Genomic DNA, 23,956 nt, shown 5'->3' on the forward strand with positions numbered 1-23,956 from the left:
CTATAAATTAGAATTTAGATGTGGTTTTTGTGTTCTTTTTAGTGAACGGGATGTGAAGGTTTTTACTAGAGTCGATATGAAGGGGTGCTAATTAGTGAATAACAAAAAGATGGTGGTTATTTCTCTTGTTTTCCTTGTTTTTTCTTTATTCTACATACCTAGTCAAACAGCGAAAGCAATGGAGGAAGGGACAGTTTTACAGAATGGGGACAATAATGAGGAAGTTCAAACTTTAAAGGAAAACTTAATTAAACTTGGTTTTCAGGTGGGAATGAATTTCCCTACAAGCTATGGTCCATCAACAGAAAGTACAGTGAAAGAATTTCAAGAATATTATGGATTAACAGTTACAGGGATAGCAGATGAAGTGACGTTAACTAAGGTAAAAGACTCGTTAAATAGTTCTTTACGAAAAGGACAGAATAACGAAGAGACAAGAGTACTTAAAGAAAATTTAATGGAGCTTGGATTTGAAGTGGGAATGAATTTCCCGACAAGTTATGGTCCATCAACGGAAAGCTCCGTGAAAGAATTTCAAGAGTACTATGATTTAAAAGTCAATGGAATTGGTGATTCTATTACTTTAGGAAAAGTAGAAGAACTTGTAAATAGTTCACTAGAGTACGGTTTTCGAGCTCCAATTGTATACGAACTTAATAAGCAATTAAAGGCTTTATCATATGATGTTGCAACGGCGGATTATTACGACAGAAAAACAGAAGCAGCAATTATGGAAGTTCAAAATGAATTCGGATTAGAAGTAACAGGAGTTGCTGATGTAGAAACTTTAAATCAATTAGACAAGTTGTCTGATAACCCTTTGAGAAAAGGCAAACACAGTGAAGAAGCAGTTATCCTTAAAGAAAACTTAAATCGACTCGGTTTTGAAGTAAGCATGAATTATCCAACAAGCTTCGGCCCATCTACGGAAAAAGCAGTAAAAGAATTTCAAGAATACTATTCACTATCAATAACAGGTATTGGTGATACTAAGACGTTAGCGAAAATCGAAGAAACGCTTAATAGCCCATTACAAAGAGGTAAAAATAATAATGAAACAGCAGTAATGAAAGAAAACTTGAATCTACTTGGGTTTAGTGTAGGGATGAGTTATCCAACAAGCTACGGACCTTCAACAGAAAAAACGGTAAAAGAATTCCAAGAATATTACGGTTTAAAAGTTAACGGGATTGGAGATTCTGTTACATTAGCGAAATTGGAAGAGATAACGGATTCTGAATTAACCTATGGATTGAAACGTCCAGATGTAACTATTTTGAAAGAGGATTTAAAAGAAGCTGGTTTTGAAGTTGTTGGTAATCCGATAGATTACTATGGTGAAACGACAGAAAGAGCAGTAAGGGAATTCCAAGAATATTACGGATTGAAAGTAACAGGTGTTACAGACGATGAAACAAGAGCTAAATTGAATCAAGTGTTAAACAGCCCACTACGGATTGGAAATAATAACGATGAGACAGTAGTAATGAAAGAAAATTTAAACCGTTTGGGTTTCGAAGTGGGAATGAACTACCCAAATAGCTATGGTCCATCTACAGAAAGAACAGTGAGAGATTTCCAGGTATATTATGATTTAGTTGCTAATGGAATTGGTGATGATGTGACATTGGCGAAAATGGATGAGATCTTGAACAGCTCATTGAGTCTTGGGAATAATAATAATGAAACGCAAAGTTTGAAAGAAACATTAAATTCAATTGGATTTGAAGTAGGGATGAATTTTCCTACTAGTTATGGTCCTTCAACGGAAAGCACAGTGAAAGAATTTCAAAAGTACTATGGGTTAAAAGTAAATGGAATTGGTGATCAGGTAACTTTGGCTACATTGGAGAAAGTATCTAACGATGAACTTTCTTTCGGACTTAAAAGACCGGATGTATTGTCATTAAAATATAAGCTAAGTGACTTAGGTTTTCATGTCTCAAATAATCCGACAGATTATTATGGAAGTACAACAACAAAAATTGTAAAGGAATTTCAAACTTATTATGGATTAGAGCCTAGTGGGAATGCTGGAGAAGAGACAGTAGAAAAAATCGAAAATCTTTTAAATTCACCGTTAAGAAATGGTCAAAACAATCAAGAAACGGCTGATTTAAAAGAGACACTTAATGAACTTGGGTTCAATGTTGGGATGAACTATCCTACGAGTTACGGTCCATCAACGGAAAGGACAGTTAAAGAATTTCAAGAGTATTTTTCACTAGTACCAAATGGTATAGGGGATGACATAACCAAAGCGAAAATAAATGAACTTCTAACTAGTCCACTAAGAAAAGGAAGGAACAGTGACGAAGCAGTCGCATTAAAGGAAAACCTTAATAAATTAGGATTTGAAGTAGGGATGAATTTCCCAACAAGCTATGGTCCTTCTACTGAAAAAGCTGTGCTTGATTTCCAAAAGTACAACGGACTAAAAGCGACAGGTATCGGTGATGAGGTTACTTTGTCAAAAATCGATGAGATCTTAAACAGTCCATTAAGGTTAGGACAAAATAATAACGCAACCGCCGAATTAAAAGAAAACTTAAATCTAATAGGCTTTTCAGTAAGCATGAATTTCCCGACTAGCTATGGACCTTCAACCGAAGCTGTAGTGAAAGATTTTCAAAAACAGAATAACTTAAAAGTCAGTGGGATTGCTGATGATAAAACGTTAACAAGAATAAAAGAATTGGTAGAAGCTTTTTCTTACAGTGAAAATGATTTTGCTGATAACTCAATTATAGGATACTCAACGGCTAATTCATTAAATGTGCGATCCACACCAAATGGAAGTCAAGTAGACTCCATTCGAAGAGGTACAAGGGTAGAAATCTTATCAACTTATAGTGGTTCTCGCATAAATAGTTGGCATCGTATTAAATACGATGGTTATAAAACTGGTTATGTTTCTGCTGGTTACATTCAACTAGCTATTAATAAGTCTGCCAATTCAGGGCCACTTGTTGGAAAAACAATTTACCTTGACCCAGGACACGGTGCACAAGATTCAGGTGGCATTGGTGGTGGAATGCTTGAGAAGGACTTAGTATTAGACATCAGCAACAGAGCAGAAAAACTTCTTAGAGATGCTGGGGCAACAGTAATAATGACTAGAAGGACAGACTTTTTCTTGTCTTTGAGTCAACGATCATTTTTAGCTAATCGGTCTGATGCAGATGTTTTTGTTTCTGTTCATGCTAATGCGTTTAATGGTTCTGCTCATGGAACAGAAACTTTTTGGCATGGTGGCTACAAAAGAGGAGATAGTCGAAGGCTTGCACATGCTTTGCAAGATGCAACTGTTGAAAAAATGGGTACTCATTATAGAAGAGTTGAGGAAGCAAGCTATCACGTGATTAGAGAAACTCAAATCCCAAGTGCACTTCTAGAAGTCGGTTTTATGGATCATACAGGAGATGCAGCTAAATTAAGACAAAGCTCTTATCGTCAACGGTCTGCAGAAGCGATTAGAGATGGGTTAATTAACTACTTTAAATAATCTTCATTAGTTATCTAAGGTACAATTATTTTAATGAACAATATATGCCAGTATGTATTGGAGCATGGACAATTTATATTGTCCATGCTCCAACAATAATAATGAGGAATCGCGAGCACTTAATGTAGATTTCAAAGGGGAGAGACGCAAAACATGGTTTATCGAAATCTAATGATAATACTTACTATTTTAGTAGGATTAACAGTTATGTCGTTTGATAAAGTTGAAGCTGAAGAACAAGATAATACGGGAGAAACACAAGACCAAGAGAATGCGGAAGACACGCTAGATCAAGAGAATGTGGAAGAAACACAAGATCAAGAGAATGTGGAAGAAACACAAGATCAAGAAGAAACAGTTTTAAAAATAGGTGATAACAACGAGGAAACAAAAGAATTAAAGGAGAACCTAATTAAACTTGGTTTCAATGTGGGGATGAATTATCCAACTAGTTTCGGCCCATCGACAGAAAGTACGGTGAAGGAATTTCAAGAATACTATGGACTAGATATCACAGGAATGGGTGATGAAACGACGTTAGCTAAAGTTGAATCAACACTAAACAGTTCATTAAGAAGAGGTCAGAATAACGACGAGACAAGAAAGCTAAAAGAAGATTTAATTAAGATTGGTTTTGAAGTGGGGATGAACTTCCCGACAAGTTATGGTCCTTCAACAGAAAGTACAGTGAAGGAATTTCAAGAGTACTATGAATTAAAAGTCAATGGAATTGGTGATTCTGTTACGCTAAGAAAATTAGACGAACTTGTGAATAGTCCTCTAGAACTTGGTCTTCGTGCGCCAATTATTAGTGAAATAAATGAGCAGTTAATGGAATTATCATATGATGTATCAAGTAATGACTATTTCAGTAGCGATACAGAAAAAGCGATTAAAGATATTCAAGAATATTACAGTCTTGAAGTGACAGGTATTGCTGATGAAGAAACGCTAGAAAAATTAGACTTACTTTTGGACAATCCTTTAAGATTAGGACAAAATAGTGAAGAAGCAGCAATACTAAAAGAAAACTTGAATAAACTGGGCTTTCACGTAAGTATGAATTTTCCTACGAGCTACGGTCCGTCAACGGAAAGAACAGTAAAAGAATTCCAAGACTATTTTGGATTACCAGTAACAGGTATTGGTGATGAAAAAACGTTAGCCAAAGTGCAAGAAACACTTAATAGTCCTTTAAGAAGAGGACAAAATAATAATGAAACTGCAGATATGAAAGAAAAATTAAATAAACTTGGCTTTAGTGTAGGCATGAATTACCCAACAAGTTATGGGCCATCTACTGAAAGTACAGTAAAAGAATTTCAAGAATACTACGGGTTAAAAGTAAATGGGATTGGAGATACAGTTACTTTACCCAAATTAAATGAAGTCGTAAACTCGTTTTTAGAGCCAGGCTCAAGAAGTCCGAAAGTTTATGAATTGAATACAAAGTTAATTGAATTATTCCATTCTATTCCTGAAGAGTCGATGGATACTTTTGGGAGCGCAACTGAAAAGGCTCTTAGTGATTTTCAAAATGGTTTCGGATTAGAAGTGACGGGATTAGCTAACGAGGAAACTCTAAATAAACTTGATGAGATTATAAGTAACCCGTTAAGAAGAGGACAAAACAGTGAAGAAGCAGCAGTTCTCAAAGAGAAACTTAATCAAATCGGATTTGAAGTAAGTATGAATTATCCGACAAGTTATGGTCCATCAACAGAAAAAACGGTTAAAGAATTCCAAAAATATTATAGTTTAAATGTAAATGGTATAGGTGATGAAGCAACGTTAGCGAAAGTAGAGGAAATACGAAAAAGTTCTTTAAGAAGAGGTCAAAGTAACGAAGAAACTGCTGAATTAAAAGAAAACTTAAACAAGATTGGTTTTATTGTAAGTATGAATTCTCCAACAAGTTATGGTCCATCAACAGAAAAGACAGTGAAAGAATTTCAAAAATACTATGGATTGGTAGTTAATGGAATAGGTGATCAAGTCACCTTAGATAAACTAAATGACGTATCTAAACAAAAGCTTTCTTTAGGTTTAAAAAGACCAGATGTATTATTGTTAAAACTTGATCTAAGTGAGGTAGGATTTCATATCTCCGATAATCCTACAGATTATTATGGCAATACGACTAAAAGTGTCGTGAAAGATTTCCAAAAGCTTTATGGAATAGAAGAAACCGGAGTTGCTAACGAAGAGACGTTGGCAAAGCTAAAGGAATTAATGGCTAGTCCTTTAAGGCAAGGGAAAAATAATAGTGAGACTATACAGCTAAAAGAAAAATTAAATCAATTAGGGTTTCATGTAAGTATGAACTACCCGGATAGTTTTGGCCCATCCACAAAAAGTACTTTAATGGAGTTCCAAGAATATTATGGATTAATTGTAAACGGCATAGGTGACACTGACACAATGAATAAAATGGAAGAGATTTTTAATAGTTCATTAAGGCTAGGGCAAAGCAATGAAAAGACAGCCGAATTAAAAGAAGATTTAATTGACTTAGGGTTTGAATTGACGATGAATAGCCCTAATAGTTATGGTTCATTGACAGAAAGAACAGTGAAGCAGTTTCAAAGATATTATGGATTACGAATAAATGGAATAGGTGATGAAGTCACTTTAGCTAAAATAGAAGAAATATTAAATAGTTCGTTAAGGCGAGGACAAAATAATAATGAAACAGCAGAGTTGAAACAAAATTTAAACAAACTTGGATTTGAAGTTGGCATGAATTTCCCGAATAGTTATGGACCGTCTACAGAAGAAACCGTAAGAGATTTTCAATTTCATTATAGGTTAAGAGTTAATGGTATTGGAGATTCCGTCACGTTAGCAAAAATAGATGAAATACTTAATAGTCCATATCAAAACGGTAAAAGTCATTCTGATATGAAAGATTTCAAAAGAAAATTAAATGATATTGGTTATGGTGGTATTAATATTACTGATTATTTTGGAGATTTTACTGAACGAAGAGTAAAAGAATTCCAAACAGATATGGAGTTGCCTGTAAGCGGAATATTAGATGAAATAACTATTGAAGTATTAAACCGTGTTTATGAAAGACAACCGGTTTTCACTCGTACTTCTTATGATATCTCACTTAATGATGCATTTAACATTCAAATGGGTATGAGTTTACCACCGCAAACGGATAGATATCGAAACAATCCAGGTTTCGTTCGAACATCAGATTTAGATATTTTTGAAAGTGGTCAAATAACTGGTTCTAGTGTGAACGTCAGAACGGAGCCTGACTCAACAAAGGATAATATTGAAACTTCTTTAACTAATGGGACCAAGTTTGAATATATTGAAACGGTTAGAGGGAACTCCGTTGGAGGGAATCGTGATTGGTATAAAATGAAATATTCAGGCAAAACTTTATACGTTCATAGCTCTTTATCTCGTATAGATGGATCTTTTGCCAAAGTTAAAACAGCAACGAATGTCTATGAAACTGGAAGCACTAGTAGTCACCTTTACTACAGAACTACAAGCGGGAAAGAGTATGCTGTTCGTGAAAAGGGTTCTACATGGACTCAATTGTCCGTTCAAACTTGGCGAAATGCAAAACGAGCAGACGCTTTTGAATTTTTTGACCCAGAGAAACAAGATAACTTTCAACATTTAGTTCTTTCATCCAGTCCTAATGTTTCTAGTAATCAAATTAATCGGATTCTAGAAGATCAAGGAATTTTGAGTGGAAAAGGGCAAGCGTTTATCGATGGTGGAAGAAATCATGGTGTGAACGAAATCTACCTCATTGCACATGCTTTCTTAGAAACGAACCGAGGAAAGTCTGAGCTGGCAACAGGAATCAGAGTTGGAAAGAACTCAAGTGGTACGTTAGTTTTAGAGACAGAAAGAAATAAAGACAGCCTATCTGATACTAAAACTACCTACAATATGTTCGGAATCGGAGCATTTGACGGAGATGCTCATCGAGCAGGGGCTGTTCGAGCTTACGAATTAGGATGGTTCACTCCAGAAGCTGCTATTAGAGGTGGTGCTAAATTTATTGGCGAGCGCTATATTCATAATCGTTATGGGCAAGATACTCTCTATAAAATGCGCTGGAATCCAGCAAATCCTGGCTTTCCACAATATGCTTCAGACATGGGATGGGCAGCAAAACAAGTGGCTACAATCAAAAACATGTACGATCGATTAGATCAGCCAATGATGGTTTTTGACATTCCAAAATATAAATAATTTTTCATAGTTTCATAGATATTTGATGGATTAAAAAACGTCCGTTATTGAACTGCACCCCAATTGTTGGACAATCATCTAACAAGTAGGAGGTGCAGTTTTTATTTCATACACCATTCATGGACGTTTTAAAATGTTATTTCCATCGATTTGTGTAAAAACTAGGATAAAATGTTCTCCAATTCATCCAATATTTAATTATGGTGGCTAAACCTTTTCATTAATATTATAATGTAAGTCGAGAAATGATTAGAAGAAGCGGATAATGGAAATAATGAACTGCCGCTTTTTAACGATATAGAAAGAGGTTTTAACAATGACGAACATGGAAGGTTCTAGAAATCATAAATTTATATTGATATTAGGGGATTTAGCGTGTTTATTAGCCGCTTATGTCAGTGCGTTTTACATTCGATATTTGGATTTCCCAGGCCGTAACTGGGAAGCATTTATTGCCTTATTGCCATGGATTTTACTGATCGGTTTGTTTTTTATTTCCGTTTATGAACTTTATTCATTAGACCGAAAACATTCGATAAGTGATATCGTACGAAAAATTCTCGTCGCCGTTGCGATGATGACATTCTTTACGATGGCAGCGTCGTATTTATTCCGTGAGTTTGCGATGCCGCGTTCTGTCGTTGTCATTGCCAGTGTATTCGCAGTTATTTTAATGGTCTCGTTTAAAGTTTTGTATTTGAAACTGACTCGGGGAAATGTCATTGGCAAAGTACTATTGATTGGAAACGAAAACAATACGGCGAAACTAATTGATAAAATCAAACACCCGATGTTAAAAGGAACAAAAGTAAGGCATATACAAGAAGACGCAACGATTGAGCAGATTGACTACTATCTTGAAGAATCTGATTATGTTGTGTTGTGCACCGATATATCCAAAGAAACGAAATCACAAGTCATATATCACGCGATGGAGCGAAACAAAGTCGTTTACGTTATTCCAACGCTGTATGAATTGCTACTACAGCGAGCGACGATCACGCCACTGGAGGATACGCTCGTCATGGGAGTGAAGCCATTTGGCGTCACGTGGGACAAAGTGTTTGTGAAGCGAGTCTTTGACCTCGTTTCCTCCTTCATTATCCTTGTGGTCATATCACCAGTCCTACTCATTGTGTCGATTATTGTGAAGCTAGAAGATCCTAAGGGTAAGGTGATTTACTCACAAGAACGATTAGGAAAATATGACAAACCGTTTACCATTTATAAATTCCGCTCGATGGTAAGCGACGCAGAAAATAGTACAGGTCCAATTTTAGCAACGTCTAATGATGATCGTATTACGAAAGTTGGTAAGTTCATTCGTTCTACAAGACTGGACGAGCTACCGCAAATATTTAACGTAATTAAGGGAGACATGTCCCTTGTTGGTCCAAGACCGGAACGGGAATTTTTTATTAAACAACTATCGCAGAAATATTACCATTACGGTTACCGAAATCGAGTACAACCAGGAATTACTGGTTACGCGCAAGTAATGGGCAAGTATAGTACCCAAGTCGATGATAAGCTGAGATTTGACCTTTATTACATTCGTAATTATAGCCTTTGGTTAGATATCATTATTTTATTAAAAACGTTCCTCGTTATTTTTGACAAAACAAAAGCAGAAGGATCGGATGATAAGCCCGGTACGGATACTGGCAACGAAGATGAGAAAGATAAGTCAGAACAAAAAGAAAAATCACGCTCGAAATTGAACGTTTAAGTAGATGAAATAACAGGGAGGACGCTTGATATGAATAAAGTACTCGTCACTGGAGGAGCCGGTTTCATTGGTTCACACGTCACAGATCTTCTTGTGGAGAAAGGACATGAAGTTGTGATTCTTGATAACCTTTCCTCTGGAGATAAGAAAAATATTAATCCAAGCTCCCTTGTAACGTTTGTGGAAGGCGATGTGAGGGATGAGAAAACCGTATCGGAAACATTCCGTCAACACGCAACGATTGACGCTGTCGTTCATTTAGCTGCTCAGAGTAAAGTAGGGCCTTCTCTCGAAAGTCCTCAGAACGACTTGGACATTAATATTCACGGAACAGTAAACGTGCTAGAAGGAGCGAGAAAGCACAACGTGTCGAACGTCGTCTATTCATCGTCCGCAGCGGTTTATGGACATGTAGAAGTTCTTCCTGTATCAGAACAAGCCAGCGCTGCTCCTCTTTCTCCTTATGGTGTTTCCAAGCTGGCCGGAGAGGAATATGTGAAAGCGTACGGAAGGTTATATGATCTAAACGTATCCGTTCTAAGGTTTGCGAACGTGTTTGGTCCGCGGCAAAGCGCGGCGACAGAAGCCGGTGTGATTACGATTTTTATTGAGCAACTAATCGAAGGGACACAGCCAACGATTCAAGGAGACGGCAAGCAAACCCGTGACTTCGTGTACGTGAAAGATGTTGTCCGTGCTGTAGTAGACTGCCTTGAAAAAACAGATAAGATAGCCTCACCGAATCCAGTTTATAACGTGAGTACGGAAACGATGACAAGTGTGGAAGAGTTACTGAAACAGCTTTGTTCTGCCGTTGGTGAAAATTTCGATCCATTATACGTGGAAGAGAGAAAAGGCGACATCAAACATAGTTATTTAAGCTACAGTAAATTATCGGAAGAATTTGATTGGGCACCTGAAACCAAACTAGAAGAAGGCTTAGTAAATACGGTGGAATATTACCGATCGCTAACTTAAATAAACCTAGCTGCCAATGGAGGCAGCTAGGTTTTGTTTTGTGATTTATAATGCTCGATGACTAAGAGAACTTTTATTTAGCATGTAATGATAATGTTCAGCTTTTAATAGAGCAACTTCACCTAACGCAAATTCAGGACCAGGAGTAGTATTTGTTTCAAATAAATAGATAGTACCATCTTTTTCAATACCAATGTCTAAACCTAATGCAGTTAGTCTAGTATCAAACATTTTTTCTAGTTTAGGTGGTAAAAACTCAGCTACTTCTTTAATTGCTGTTTTAATTCGAAGAGTAGCCATTTCGCCATAATTGGCTTTCAGGAAAGGCGTTAATTTGCTTGCGCTACCGCCACTAGAAACATTGGAAACAACTTTATTTCCACTGCCTATCCTCACAAGGTAAATAGCCACCTCCCACAAACCTTTGCCATTTTTCTCTAACCGAATACGACAGTCAAAAGGGTCTCCACCTTTCGTACTTGAATGGATAAACTTTTGGAAAAGGAATCGATCATAATTAATTTTTTCGAAGAAATCATATAGTTCTTCTTTAGAAAGAACCTCTTCTTTATTATCAAAAATTAATAAATAACCATTTTCGGTTATGGAAAGCTTATATATCCCTTTTCCTCTTGAGCCATTAATTGGTTTAATAATGATTTCATTATTCTCTTCTAAAAAGCTAAAGAAAGTTTCGAAATCCTCAACTGTTTTTGAAGGGATGATTAAGTGTGAAAATTCCCCATCTTCGATTATTTTTTTATTTACAACATCCTTCGAACCTAAACGACGATCGATAGATAAAGTGCTATGTTCTTTTAAGAAATTAATTACCTTTTTATGTCTAAAACAGTAAGAAGAAAGGTCAATAAATGGTGGAATTGGAACTTCTTTAGAAACCCATTTATTTCCGACTAACACTTGTCCGTTTATAACTTTTTTGTCAAAGTCAACATCCTCTGGAAGACAGTGAACAAAATCAATGCCATAAGACTTCGTTGTTCTAGCTAAGAGTTTGGCGAACTTCTTAGGTTTAAGCTGGTTTCTCATATATCCTACGTACATAAAAAATACCTCCTGGTTGTTTTCAAATAAACTGTAAATACATAATTAATGGCACTAAAAAATAATTTTGAATCAGTGTTCTTGTTTTTCCACTTATAGTACCTACTTTATGCAACTCGTTCCCGAAATTTTAAACCTAGTAACACAAAAGCGCGAAATACCATAAACTTTCATGATTGTTACATATTTATTAGAACAACAAAGAGATTTAGAGGGACGAAAAATAGCTAATGTAAATGTCTTTATTTGAAACTAAACAATACTTTCTAATCCAAAGTACTCTCTCGTTGAAACTTCGATACAAATAACAAAACAACAAAAACAATACAAAACAACACAAATCAAATAAAAACACAAAAGAAACCTTGTATAAAGTTTGTATATATGATATTATCACCTTAATAGTAAGAATTGTAAGCGCTTTTTTAGTGGTTTGTTACAGATACTATAAGGAGGGCAAGGAAATGAAAAAGGGGATTTTTGGTAAATCGTTGTTGGTTACGTTGATGGCGTCTGTTTTGTTAGTTGGTTGTGGTGATGAAAACGCAGATACAAGTGAAGCATCTGGGAATAATAATGACAATACAGAAAATAATAGTGAGAATGAAAACGCGGAAGGCAGTATGGATGGCGTACCTGAGCGTTTTGCTGGGGATGAAGAAACAAAAATTCGTGTCATTCGTAAAATTGGAGGCGACGATCACACAGCCCAGTTTTTAGCAGGTGCTAGTGAAGAAGGTTCTTCTCTTGGTTTTGATGTAGACGTCTTTACTGCAAACGGAGATTCTGCTCGTTTCCACGATGCTATTGCTCAAGCGATAGATGAGAACGTTGATGGACTAATTATTTCACACGGAGATGATTCAGCTACTTTTGATGCAGTGAATGAAGCACGGGAAGCGGGCATTGAAGTAGTAACTTTTGACTCGGTTCCTGAATTAGAAGATATCGAAGGAGTAACTTCAACGTCTCAAGATGATGAAGCTCTAGCAACTCTTGCTCTCGAACAATTAGTACAAGACCACGATGGAGAAGCAAATATTGTATATCTTTGGGTTGACGGTTTTCCACCAATGGTTCGTAGAAATAACATCTTCCAAGAATATATGGATGAATACGAAGGGTTAGTTGAAGTTGATCGGTTTGGAGTAGCGGCTGAAGATACAACTGGTCAAACACAAAACGCAGTATCAGCCATGCTTAATGCTTATCCTGAAGGAGAAATTGACGCCATTTTTGCTACTTGGGATGCCTTCGCAATTGGAGCAGCGCGAGCTATAAATGAAGTTAATCGGAATGAAATTGATATTTATGGTATTGATGTATCGAATGCTGACTTAGAGATTATGCAGCAAGAAGATAGCCCTTGGAAGTATACGGCAGCTGTAGATCCAAAGCAGATTGGTTCTGTAAACATGCGAATACTTGCTAAGAAACTTGCTGGTGAAGAAACACCTGTAACGTATGACTTAGATGCGACACTCATTTCTCAAGAACAACTTCAAACGAGTGATGAAGCTGTAAATATGGAAAGTTTACAAAATATTATTCCAGAGTGGGGTAAATCAGACGAGTTTCTTGAAGATTGGATGGAAACGCTGAAGGCTAATAACTAAATGAGTTGAAGGGGGGATCCGATCTCCCCTTTTTTTTGAAAGAGGTGTTATTCAGCATGGCAAAAAATAAATTATCGATGACAGATATTACAATTGAATTCCCAGGGGTCAAAGCTCTTGATCAAGTCAACTTTGAAACGGAAACTGGCGTTTCCCATGCTTTAATTGGGGCGAATGGAGCTGGTAAGTCTACACTGATGAAAGTTCTTTGTGGAGCTCATGATCATTATACAGGCGAAATTTATTTAAATGGTGAAAAAGTAAGTATACGTAGCCCAAAGGATGCACAAGATTTAGGGATTCAAATCGTATACCAAGAAGTCGATACAGCATTGATACCATACCTTAGCGTAGCAGAAAATATCATGTTGAATGAAACGGTTAGCGATATGGGGAAGAAACAAGTAGTTAAATGGAAACATATATACTCAAGAGCTCAAGAAATCCTAACAAGTATGAACGTCCATGTTTCTCCCAGAAAACTAGTTAGTGAGTTATCTTTATCAGAAAAGCAAATGGTTTTAATAGCTCGTGCAATATCAAAGGAATGTAAATTTTTAATCCTTGACGAACCGACAGCTCCTCTAAGCCTTACGGAAACAGATGAATTGTTTCAGATTGTAAACGATTTAAAAAGCCGTAATGTAGGAGTTATCTTTATTTCTCACCGAATTCCTGAACTTTTCGAAATTTGTGATGAAATAACAATTATGCGTAATGGTAAATTCATTATTAAAGAGGATATCCAACAGACGACGATCAATCGTGTAATTGAACATATGTTAGGTCAGAAATTAGATGAGCAATTTCCACCTCGACACGCCAATATTGGAGAAGTCGTTCTTGAAACAATGAGTCTTTCTGATCGAGAGAAGATTTTCGAGATCGGAATAAACGTAAAGAAAGGTGAAATTGTTGGATTGGCAGGCCTTGTGGGAGCGGGAAAAACAGAGTTTTGTAAAGCTCTATTCGGTGTGGCAAAAAAGGTTGATGGTGACATCGTTTTAAGTGGGAAAAAAGTAAAAATACGCACCCCTTATGATGCAGTAAAGCTTGGTTTTGCGCTTGTTCCAGAAGAACGTCGAAAAGAAGGTATCTTAGTTCATGAAACGGTTGTGACTAATTTTTCAGCTGCTAGTTTAAATAACTTTTTAAAAGTATTTAGTTTTCTAGATTTTAAGTCTGAAGCTAAAAAAGCTCGTGAAATGATTCAAAGTCTAGGGGTGAAAACCCCATCTGAACGGACGATTGTGGAGAATTTGTCTGGTGGTAACCAGCAAAAGATTGCCATTGGTAAATGGCTTGTTGCAGATGCAGAAGTTTATATTTTTGATGAGCCCACAAAAGGCGTAGACGTAGGGGCGAAACGAGATATCTTTAATTTGATAACTGCCTTAGCAGAACGAGGGAAATCTGTCATTTATGCTTCTAGTGAACTATCAGAAATCATGGGAATAAGCGATAGAATTTATGTCATGTTTGATGGAAGAATTGTGAATGAAGTGATGAAAGAAGAAACAGATGAAGAAAAATTGCTACTTTATTCAACGGGGGGAAATTAGTATGAGCAATTCAAACTCAGTTGATACGAAAAAAAGCGGCCACAGCTTTGATCTATTCGACTTTATGTACAAGTATGGGACACTCATTCTCATTGTATTATTAATTATATTTTTCTCTACCATGAACCAAAACTTTTTACAGACGAGTAATCTTGTAAATATTCTTCGGTCCATTTCTATCGTAACGATTATTGGAGTTGGTATTACGATATCTTTATCTGTGGATGGTTTTGATTTATCAGTAGGGTCTGTTGCATCTCTAGCAAACGCAGTGGTCATATCTATGTTTGTTTGGTATCAACAGCCAGCTGTCATTGCAATTGGTGCAGGATTAATGGCGGCATTACTTGTAGGTGCTTTTAATGCATTTATGATCGTGAAGGTTAAAATTCCAGATTTACTTTTGACTCTAGCAACGATGTTTATTATTCAAGGGGTGGCACTAAGCTACACGAGAGGAGCAACGATTTCTCAAAATATGATTATGTCTGATGGGACGTATGCAGAAGGACAAATTTCACCATTTTTTGCGAAACTAGGGCAAATTCCGTGGATTATTATTATCATGCTTATCGTTGTCGTCGTCGTACATATTTTCTTGACGTACACGAAACATGGTCGGTATATGTATGTCATTGGTGGCAATAAAGAAGCTGCTAGATTATCTGGAATACCAGTTAACAAATATAAAATATTGGCATATTTACTATCAGCTTCCTTTGCAGCCATTGGCGGAATGGTTCTAGCTTCTCGAGTAATGACGGCAGAAATTAATGCCGGTGGACCTTATTTAATGGATGCGGTAGCTGCTGCATTTATTGGTTTCGCAGTACTAGGAGCTGGAAAACCAAATGCCTTTGGAACATTTATTGGTGCGGTTTTAATTGGAATTCTAGCAAATGGTTTAGTCATGATGTCGGTTCCTTATTATGCAATGGATATCGTCAAAGGAACTGTACTTGCTTTAGCGCTTGCATTAACATATTACAAGATTAAATAAGGATGGAGGGGTCTCGTAATGTCCAATACAGATTTTAAAACGGAGTACTTTACGATGAAAGAAGAGGATGTCATCCAATATGTGAAAACGGAACTTAGTTTTTTCAAAGAAGACGCAAAGCTCGAATGTAAAGAAATTGGTGATGGAAATCTGAACTATGTTTTCCTCGTTAAAGATGAAGTTCATGGAGATTCTATCATTATTAAACAAGCTGGACCGGTGGCAAGAATTTCAGACGAGTTTAAATTATCGCCTGATAGAAACAGAATAGAAAGTGAAATATTAAAAATTCATGATGAGTTAGCAGAAGGGTTTGTTCCGAAGGTCTACCATTATGATCCGATTATGAATTGCACGGCAATGGAAGATTTGTCTGATCATACGATTATGCGTGATGCGTTGATGAATAAAGAATCCTTCCCTTTGTTTGCAGATCATATTACAACGTTTATGGTAAACACGTTGCTTCTAAGTTCCGATGTTGTCATGGAGCATAAAAAGAAGAAGGACTTAGTGAAGTCGTTTGTTAATCCAGAACTGTGTGAAATTAGTGAGGATTTAGTATTTACGGAACCATTCTTTGATTGTGTTCGAAACGACGTATTTGCTGGCACTCGTGATTTCGTTGAAAAGGAAATCTGGAGTGACGATGCCTTGAAGTTAGAGACTGCGAAACTAAAGTTTGATTTCATGGCAAATGCCCAGTCACTGATTCACGGTGACTTGCATACGGGCTCAGTGTTTATTAAACCTGATTCAACAAAGGTGATTGATCCAGAATTTGCTTTTTATGGACCTGCTGGCTACGATGTGGGAAATGTCATTGCAAACCTCATTTTTGCTTACGTAAATGGTGTGGTGACAATGGATGAAGGCTCTGAAAAATCAGAGTATGTAGGATTTTTAGAAAAAACGATTACCGATGTGATCGATTTATTTAATAATAAATTTAAAGTTGCTTGGGACACCTATGTAACGGAACAGACAGCAAAGTATCCAGGGTTTATGGATCATTATTTAGCATCCATTTTGAAAGATACTGCAGGAATTGCTGGTTGTGAACTGATTAGACGGACAGTTGGTCTTGCTCATGTAAAAGACTTAACATCCATTGAAAGTGCTGAAAAGAGAACAAGAGCGGAAAAGGTTTGTTTAGCTGTTGGGAAAGCATTTATTCTTGAACGGGAAAACTTACATTCTGGTGAGAATTATATGGAAATTTTGAATCAGAAGATGAACGAGATTTAAAAAAGAGGAGAGAGCGCTATGGAAGGGAACGTCATTCAGTCGGTACGTCTCGATGATGCTAACGATACGTTGGTTCTTCTAGATCAAACTGTCTTACCTGAACAAATGACTTTTTTATCGTTAACAAAAGTGGAAGAAGTATGGGATGCTATCTATCATCTTAAGGTCCGGGGGGCTCCCGCTATTGGTATTGCTGCTGCGTATGGTGTTTATTTAGCGGTGAAACCGTCTAGTGCAGAAACGACAGCGGCATTTTATAAAGACTTTAAGAAGGCCAAAGCATACTTGGCTTCGTCCAGACCAACTGCCGTAAATTTATTCTGGGCTCTAGATCGGATGGAGCGTCGTTTTGTAAAGGAAATGGAAGAAAATAAAGGGCCAGTTGAAGTGAAGCATGCCCTCTATCATGAATCAGAAATGATTCGCGATGAAGATGAACAAGTTTGTAAGACAATTGGAGAACACGCACTGACTTTATTAAAGCCAAATATTGGGATATTAACTCATTGCAATGCAGGAACAATAGCAACAGCCAAGTATGGAACGGCGTTGGCACCAATTTATTTAGGGAATGAACAAGGATATAACTTTAAAGTGTTTGCAGATGAAACAAGACCTTTATTACAAGGGGCTCGTTTAACCGCTTGGGAATTACAACAAGCGAAAGTAGATGTGACACTCATTTGTGACAACATGGCTTCTATTGTCATGAAAGAAGGGAAAATTCAGGCTGTGTTGGTCGGTTGCGACCGTGTAGCTGCCAATGGGGATACGGCAAATAAAATCGGAACATCAGGAGTTGCGATTTTAGCAAAACATTACAACATTCCATTTTACGTTTGTGCGCCGCTTTCGACGATTGATCTCGCTTGTGCAACAGGGGATGATATTGAAATTGAAAATCGTAGCGCAGAAGAAGTAACAGACAAGTGGTATGAAACACGAATGGCACCAGAAGATGTGAAAGTGTATAATCCAGCTTTTGACGTCACGGATCATTCGTTAATTACGGCGATTGTTACAGAAAAAGGGATCGCATATCCCGGATACGAAAACAGTTTAAAAGTATTGTTCAAGGACAATTAACCAAAGGAGAGTGTCTCCAATACCGTTCTGAATTCCAAAAAACGAGTCAGATATATATCATTTGACTCGTTTTTTCAATACTACCTGGATATATTCACCCTTTCGCTAGAGCGATTGGCAGCGGGAGCAGATCATGCTTCATGTAAAGTAATTTGTAAATTTTCGAAAAACGTATGCCAGTCATCGGATAACGTATCGTCAACGATGACATGTTGAAAAGCATCAAAATCACATATCTTGATGAACGATGTTTTATCGAATTTAGTGTAATCAGCAATTAAAAATACTTGATTACCGTGTTTCGCTGCGATATTTCTTACACCTGCTTGAAGCTCATTGGAATCGGTGATTCCGTGATCCATGCTGACAGACCGACATGAAATAAATGCAGCATCGTAAAAATAGTTAAGCAAGTCAGATTCCGCGGCTCGACCTAGATTTGATTGGGAAGAGCGAGAAAAAGTTCCACCAATGACAACAAGGTTGATATTCGGACTGTCGTTTAATGTATTTACAACTTTGATGGAGTTGGTAACAACGGTGAGATTTAAATTATTCAACATACTTGCGATCATGAGTGATGTTGTTGATGCGTCAAGAAAGATGGAGTCCCCACTATGAATGAAGGATAAACACTTTTTTGCAATTTTTTTCTTTCCTTCAACATGGATGTATTCTCGAAGGTTAATGTCCACATCGTTTTGGACGCCTTCAGAAATATAGGCGCCACCATAAGTTCGGGTCAGAATTCCTTCTTCTTCTAATTGTTTTAAGTCTCGTCGTATCGTTTCCTCAGTAACTTTAAACTGTTTTGTCATTTGAGCGACTGTTAAGCTCTTTTTTTCAATAATCATTTCTTTGATTTGGTTTTTTCGTTCGATGGGTAGCATAGGTGGCTCTCCTCACTTTTATAGATGTTTATAGGGGTATTATACCATATTGTTAAGGAGAGATGGAGGATATAAAACAACAAAATCAAGATAAAACAACACAAAACCAAATAAAACATTGACAAATTACGTATAAAAGAAGAAAATAAAGAAAAAGAAGGATGGAAAGAGGGGAGGTTTCCCATGAAGAAACCAACATATTATTCTGATTTTGAAGCGAAAAAGTTGATTTGTGATATTGGCCAGAGGGTTTACAATAAAAATTTCGTCGCAGCTAACGATGGGAATATTTCTGTGAAGTGTGGACCAGACACAATCTGGACCACGCCAACTGGAGTAAGTAAAGGATTTATGCGTCCAGATATGATGGTGAAAATGAACCTCGATGGAAAGGTTTTATCTGGCACGTATAAACCATCTTCAGAAGTAAAGATGCATATCCGTGCATATAAAGAAAATCCAGAAATCAATGCAGTTGTACATGCTCATCCACCAGTTGCTACATCTTTTGCTATTTCAGGTGTGGAGCTTGATAAACCAATCTCACCCGAAGCTATCGTGTTATTAGGGACAGTCCCAATTGCCCCATATGCTACGCCAGGTACGGAAGAAGTGCCAGAATCGATTGCACCGTATTGTCGCGACTACAACGCCGTGTTATTAGCGAACCATGGAGCATTAACATGGGGACGAGATTTAATCGAAGCATATTACCGGATGGAGTCGTTAGAGCATTATGCATTGATGACGATGTATTCCACGAATATTATCCAGCGAAGCAATGAATTAAATTGCACCCAAGTTTCTGACTTACTGGCCATTCGTGACAAGTTGGGCATTAAAACAGGAGGAACGCCACCATGTCATGTGGAGGAAAAGAAGGAAGAAAAAACGATCAATATCGAGCAAATTGTTGAACAAGTCACCCGGGAAGTGTTGAAGAAATATCAACGGTAAATGGAGGTGCGACCATGTCAATTTCTGAAGAAGCGCTTCAAAAGATTGTTCAGTCTGTCATGGAAAATGTGGAGAGGGAACTCGATGGACGAGAAGGAATCGCTCATCAAACAACTTCCTCTCCTATTATTCCGAAAAAAATGAAAGCGATTTCCTTAACTGGAAATTCATCTTCAACTTTGAATCAAAGAGATGATGATGGTGTTTTCACAAATGTGAATGAGGCAGTCGAACAGTCAGTAAAAGCTCAAGCAACATTCGTTAAAAACATATCTCTTGATGGGCGAACAAAAGTGTTGCAAGCGATAAAAGACGTTGTTTTAAGAGAAAAAAGAGATTTGTCTGAACGCGTTGTTCAGGAGACGGGATTAGGTTCGATCGAGGATAAAGTTTTAAAACATGAGTTAGTCGTAGCAAAAACCCCAGGCGTAGAAGATTTGCGCACGGAGGCGATGTCAGGAGATAACGGATTGACGATTGTAGAAGATGCCCCATATGGTGTGATTGTTGCAGTGACACCCGTTACAAATCCGACAACAACGATTGTGAACAATGGATTGTCGATGATTGCTGCAGGGAACTCTGTTGTATTTAATGTCCATCCGTCATCTAAGTTAGTTTGCGGGCACTTAGTTCGTGTAATCAATCGAGCCATCGTTGATGCTGGTGGACCAGCAAACTTGATTTCAATGATAGAAGAGCCGACATTGGAGACGTTAAAAGAATTAGCAGCTCATCCGAAAGTAAGGTTACTAGTAGGAACAGGTGGGCAAGGATTGGTCCGATCCCTTTTGCAATCAGGAAAAAAAGCGATTGGCGCTGGTGCAGGAAACCCTCCCGTTATTGTGGATGAAACAGCGAATTTAGAACAAGCAGCAAAGTCGATTATTCTTGGAGCCTCATTTGATCATAATATTTTATGTATTGCAGAGAAAGAAGTTTTTGTCCTTAAAGAGGTAGCAGATGATTTAATCTATCAATTTCTGCAACATGACGCTTATGTCTTGAATCGAGATGAGCTTGAGAAAGTGATGAATCTTGTATTGATAGAAGATAGATTAGATAAAAATGCTTCACCTGGCTGCTCCTTACAAACGAAGAAAACATATCATATATCAAAAGAATGGATTGGACAGAGTGCTAATAAGATTCTTCAGAAGATAGGCATTCGTAAAGAGAATGCGAGATTACTACTTTGTGAAGTAGACTTTGAGCATCCGTTTGTGCAACTAGAGCAGATGATGCCAGTGTTACCAATTGTTCGTGTTGATAGTTTTGAAGAAGCGGTAGATAAAGCTGTTTCTGCAGAGCATGGAAATCGACACACGGCGGTTATCCACTCCAAAAATGTGGATCGTATGTCGACATTTGCACGTGCGATTGAAACGACAATATTTGTGAAAAATGCATCGTCATTAGCGGGTGTTGGTTTCGGTGGTGAGGGATATACAACGATGACCATTGCTGGACCGACAGGGGAAGGCGTAACGTCTGCGAGATCGTTTACTAGAAAGCGACGCTGTGTATTAGCAGAAGGCGGGTTTCGAATTATAGGATAGGTGCAGGTGATAAGGATGAGTCAAGCACTAGGAATGCTCGAAGTCTTAGGGTTTAGTGTGGCGATGGCGGCGATGGATAAGGCGTGTAAGACGGCAGAAATTAAGATTGAAGGCATTGATTGCAATAATCCTGTAGCAGGTGATCAAGCGCACATTCCCGTTGTTGTTCAGGTTAAGTTTTCAGGTGGAATTTCTGACGTTAAAGAAGCATTGGCTATCGCTGAGTTAGAGGCAATAAAGTATATACCGGAAAAAGACGTGATGATAAGAATGGTACCAAGCATGTCGAAAGAATTGAGTGGATTATTGTCTCTTGGGAAAGTGAAGCGGAAGGCACCAAGGTAAAGGAGGATGCCAATGTATCAGTCTTATGGGTTTGTTGAAGTCATTGGTTATATCGCCGCATCTGCTTGTGCCGATGCGATGGTGAAGGCCGCTTATGTAAAGGTGGACCGAGTGGAAAGGATTGGTGCCGGGTATGTCACAGTTGCGATCAAAGGGGATTTGGCTTCGGTACAAGCTGCCCTTCAAGTAGCGGAAGAAGTAGCTCATCGTTTCGGAGAGTTAGTTGTTACGAAAGTGATTGCTAGACCGTACGAGGGATGTTTAACCGTGATGGAGTCTCGTGAAGAAGGTGATGAAACATGACCAACTATGAAGCGATTGGGTTAATTGAAGTAAAGTACTTTACTATCGCCTCACAGCTGTTGGATGCAGTATGCAAAGGGACAAACGTGACGTTTCTGTCCAGTGAGAATTATTTAGGGGGACGATTAGTTACGTTGGTCATTGGTGGTGGGATTTCCGATGTAAAGGGAGCGCTTGAGTTAGTCAAAAACGTGAGTCCTGAAATTACATCGTCTTATTTGAAAGGGGCAATCTTGATAACCAACCCCGCAAAAGAAATCATGGATTATCTCGTTTGGAAGAAAGAAGAACCGACAGGGGAAACCCTTAATTTAAAGGAGGATGAAGAAGATGAATGAATCAGTAGGGATGATTGAAACAAGAGGGTTAACGGCAGCGATTGAAGCAACAGATGCCATGCTCAAAGCTGCTAATGTCGAAGTTGTGGGAAGTGAAAAGATAGGCTCTGGATTAGTTTCCGTCATTATTAAAGGGGATGTTGGTGCAGTAAAAGCGGCAACGGAAGTTGGAGCTGAAGCAGCTCAGAGAATTGGAGAGCTCGTAGCCGTTCATGTTATTCCAAGGCCGCATGATGAACTTAGCCACTTACTTCCTAAAAGTAAATAATACACAGTGAGGAGAATGAAATAATGAACCATTCCATAGGCATGATTGAAACGAGAGGGTTAACAGCAGCAATTGAAGCGGCAGATGCGATGTTGAAAGCAGCTAACGTAGAAATAGTAGGAAGCGAAAAGATTGGATCGGGTCTTGTGACAGTCATCGTACAAGGAGAGGTAGGCGCGGTGAAAGCTGCGATCGACGTGGGCTCGGAAGCGGTTCAGCGTTCAGGTGAGTTAGTTGCGGCCCATGTTATTCCACGTCCTCATGAAGATGTAGCAAAAATTTTACCGATGATTCAGTCATCGTAAAGGTGTGAAAGAGATGGGGAAGCGTGAGGAACTCATAAGAGAGGTCGTCGCTTCGGTAGTGGATGTATTGAGAGCAGAAGGAGTGGAAGTGACGGGATCAAAAGAACTCACTGCAATGATTCCAGTGAGTGTCTCTGCCCGTCATATCCATCTCTCGAAGGAGCATGTGGCTTATTTGTATGGAGAGGGATATGAGTTAAAGCCTTTCAAACAAATTTCTCAGCCGAATCAATACGCTTGTGAAGAGCAAGTGACGATAGAAGGACCTCGAATGTCAATCGAAAGGGTACGCATTTTAGGACCGACTCGCGGTCAGACACAGGTGGAAGTATCGAGACAGGACGCTCGAGTATTAGGGTTAGATCCTCCTGTTAGACACTCCGGTCATTTAGCTAGTTCAGCACCGATTACGATTATTGGACCAAACGGTCGACGTTTACAGTTAGATGAAGGGTGTATGATTGCTGATCGCCATATTCACATGACCCCTAAAGATGCGCAACTGTATCGCGTTGTTGATGGGCAGAAAGTAGCAGTCGAAGTGTTTGGTGAAAAAGCGGGCGTCATGAAAAATGTGACGATCCGAGTGAAGGATACCTATGCGCTCGATATGCATATTGATACGGATGATGCCAATGCATTTATGATTAATGGTCAAGGTAAGGTTAAGTTGATTACGGAATAACGGAGGGTGACGAACATGTTGATAGGCAAAGTAATTTCCAATGTCATTTCGAGTCGAAAGTATGAAGGATTGCAAGGCTATAAGTTACTCGTCATTGAGTTAAAACATACGAAAGAGCCGAAGTATGTTGTTGCTGCGGATAATATCGGAGCAGGGCGAGGAGAACATGTCTTGTTGACATCGGGACAGTCAGTGCAATATGGGCTTCAGCGTGAGGCACCAATAGACATGCTCGTCATTGGAATTTTAGACAAGGAACCAGTTTTCGAAAACGAGTAAGGAGGCGAGGA

The 23,956-nt window shown here is 38.1% G+C and carries 20 protein-coding genes; 18 read left to right on the forward strand and 2 right to left on the reverse strand.

Annotated features, from left to right (window positions below; all coding sequences use genetic code 11):
• Positions 1–94 precede the first annotated feature (94 nt).
• The 4 genes from QDN89_RS12935 to QDN89_RS12950 all read left to right on the forward strand — a co-directional run bounded on the left by QDN89_RS12935 (position 95) and on the right by QDN89_RS12950 (position 10,439).
• The gene (locus tag QDN89_RS12935) at positions 95–3,505 is read left to right on the forward strand and encodes a peptidoglycan-binding protein (RefSeq protein ID WP_280770565.1); all 3,411 of its coding nucleotides are present in this window, start codon (positions 95–97) and stop codon (positions 3,503–3,505) included.
• Between the two features lie 153 nt (positions 3,506–3,658).
• Complete coding sequence (locus QDN89_RS12940) at positions 3,659–7,732, forward strand: peptidoglycan-binding protein (protein ID WP_280770566.1); 4,074 nt, start codon at positions 3,659–3,661, stop codon at positions 7,730–7,732.
• Positions 7,733–8,048: 316 nt separating this feature from the next.
• Complete coding sequence (locus QDN89_RS12945; RefSeq protein ID WP_280770567.1) at positions 8,049–9,461, forward strand: sugar transferase; 1,413 nt, start codon at positions 8,049–8,051, stop codon at positions 9,459–9,461.
• A gap of 30 nt (positions 9,462–9,491) precedes the next feature.
• Positions 9,492–10,439, forward strand: coding sequence for an SDR family NAD(P)-dependent oxidoreductase (locus tag QDN89_RS12950; RefSeq protein ID WP_280770568.1), 948 nt, complete (start codon positions 9,492–9,494; stop codon positions 10,437–10,439).
• 45 nt (positions 10,440–10,484) lie between these two features.
• Here QDN89_RS12950 and QDN89_RS12955 read toward each other — a convergent pair whose 3' ends face one another.
• A complete protein-coding gene (locus QDN89_RS12955; RefSeq protein WP_280770569.1) occupies positions 10,485–11,504 on the reverse strand; it encodes a YheC/YheD family protein in 1,020 nt (339 codons plus the stop codon).
• Positions 11,505–11,968: 464 nt separating this feature from the next.
• Between QDN89_RS12955 and QDN89_RS12960 the strand changes: the two genes are divergently transcribed.
• From QDN89_RS12960 to mtnA, 5 genes are read left to right on the forward strand one after another with little or no spacing between them, the layout of a single operon-like run.
• Positions 11,969–13,120 carry a sugar ABC transporter substrate-binding protein gene (locus tag QDN89_RS12960; RefSeq protein WP_280770570.1) on the forward strand — a complete coding sequence of 384 codons (1,152 nt, stop codon included), beginning with the start codon at positions 11,969–11,971 and terminating at the stop codon, positions 13,118–13,120.
• Positions 13,121–13,176: 56 nt separating this feature from the next.
• Positions 13,177–14,682: a sugar ABC transporter ATP-binding protein gene (locus QDN89_RS12965; protein ID WP_280770571.1), complete on the forward strand. Its 1,506-nt coding sequence runs from the start codon at positions 13,177–13,179 to the stop codon at positions 14,680–14,682.
• A 1-nt stretch (position 14,683) separates the two neighbouring features.
• Entirely contained in the window at positions 14,684–15,682 is a 999-nt protein-coding gene (locus QDN89_RS12970; RefSeq protein ID WP_280770572.1) for an ABC transporter permease, read from the forward strand.
• A gap of 18 nt (positions 15,683–15,700) precedes the next feature.
• A complete protein-coding gene (mtnK, locus tag QDN89_RS12975) occupies positions 15,701–16,930 on the forward strand; it encodes an S-methyl-5-thioribose kinase (protein ID WP_280770573.1) in 1,230 nt (409 codons plus the stop codon).
• An 18-nt stretch (positions 16,931–16,948) separates the two neighbouring features.
• A complete protein-coding gene (gene mtnA / locus QDN89_RS12980) occupies positions 16,949–18,016 on the forward strand; it encodes an S-methyl-5-thioribose-1-phosphate isomerase (protein ID WP_280770574.1) in 1,068 nt (355 codons plus the stop codon).
• A gap of 131 nt (positions 18,017–18,147) precedes the next feature.
• Here mtnA and QDN89_RS12985 read toward each other — a convergent pair whose 3' ends face one another.
• Positions 18,148–18,906: a DeoR/GlpR family DNA-binding transcription regulator gene (locus tag QDN89_RS12985; RefSeq protein ID WP_280770575.1), complete on the reverse strand. Its 759-nt coding sequence runs from the start codon at positions 18,904–18,906 to the stop codon at positions 18,148–18,150.
• 183 nt (positions 18,907–19,089) lie between these two features.
• Here QDN89_RS12985 and QDN89_RS12990 point away from each other — a divergent pair, with 183 nt between their 5' ends.
• Genes QDN89_RS12990 through QDN89_RS13030 form a run of 9 tightly spaced genes read left to right on the forward strand, consistent with a single transcriptional unit; the run spans position 19,090 to position 23,945 of the window.
• On the forward strand, positions 19,090–19,863 hold the full coding sequence (locus QDN89_RS12990) for a class II aldolase/adducin family protein (RefSeq protein WP_280770576.1): 774 nt from the start codon (positions 19,090–19,092) through the stop codon (positions 19,861–19,863).
• Between the two features lie 14 nt (positions 19,864–19,877).
• A complete protein-coding gene (locus tag QDN89_RS12995; protein WP_280770577.1) occupies positions 19,878–21,422 on the forward strand; it encodes an aldehyde dehydrogenase family protein in 1,545 nt (514 codons plus the stop codon).
• Positions 21,423–21,437: 15 nt separating this feature from the next.
• The gene (locus QDN89_RS13000; protein ID WP_280770578.1) at positions 21,438–21,767 is read left to right on the forward strand and encodes a BMC domain-containing protein; all 330 of its coding nucleotides are present in this window, start codon (positions 21,438–21,440) and stop codon (positions 21,765–21,767) included.
• Positions 21,768–21,779: 12 nt separating this feature from the next.
• Complete coding sequence (locus QDN89_RS13005; protein WP_280770579.1) at positions 21,780–22,070, forward strand: BMC domain-containing protein; 291 nt, start codon at positions 21,780–21,782, stop codon at positions 22,068–22,070.
• Positions 22,067–22,408, forward strand: coding sequence for a BMC domain-containing protein (locus tag QDN89_RS13010; RefSeq protein WP_280770580.1), 342 nt, complete (start codon positions 22,067–22,069; stop codon positions 22,406–22,408). Before QDN89_RS13005 ends, QDN89_RS13010 begins: the two co-directional genes overlap by 4 nt.
• Positions 22,401–22,676, forward strand: a complete 276-nt coding sequence (locus QDN89_RS13015; protein WP_280770581.1) for a BMC domain-containing protein — start codon at positions 22,401–22,403, stop codon at positions 22,674–22,676. The genes QDN89_RS13010 and QDN89_RS13015 overlap by 8 nt, the downstream gene beginning before the upstream one ends.
• Before the next feature lie 23 nt (positions 22,677–22,699).
• Positions 22,700–22,981: a BMC domain-containing protein gene (locus QDN89_RS13020; RefSeq protein WP_280770582.1), complete on the forward strand. Its 282-nt coding sequence runs from the start codon at positions 22,700–22,702 to the stop codon at positions 22,979–22,981.
• A gap of 13 nt (positions 22,982–22,994) precedes the next feature.
• Positions 22,995–23,666 (forward strand): phosphate propanoyltransferase, encoded by a 672-nt coding sequence (locus QDN89_RS13025; RefSeq protein WP_280770583.1) that lies wholly within the window; start codon positions 22,995–22,997, stop codon positions 23,664–23,666.
• 15 nt (positions 23,667–23,681) lie between these two features.
• Entirely contained in the window at positions 23,682–23,945 is a 264-nt protein-coding gene (locus QDN89_RS13030; protein WP_280770584.1) for a EutN/CcmL family microcompartment protein, read from the forward strand.
• Positions 23,946–23,956 lie beyond the last annotated feature (11 nt).

Source organism: Salipaludibacillus daqingensis, assembly GCF_029891575.1.
Taxonomy (GTDB): Bacteria; Bacillota; Bacilli; order Bacillales; family Salisediminibacteriaceae; genus Salipaludibacillus; species Salipaludibacillus daqingensis.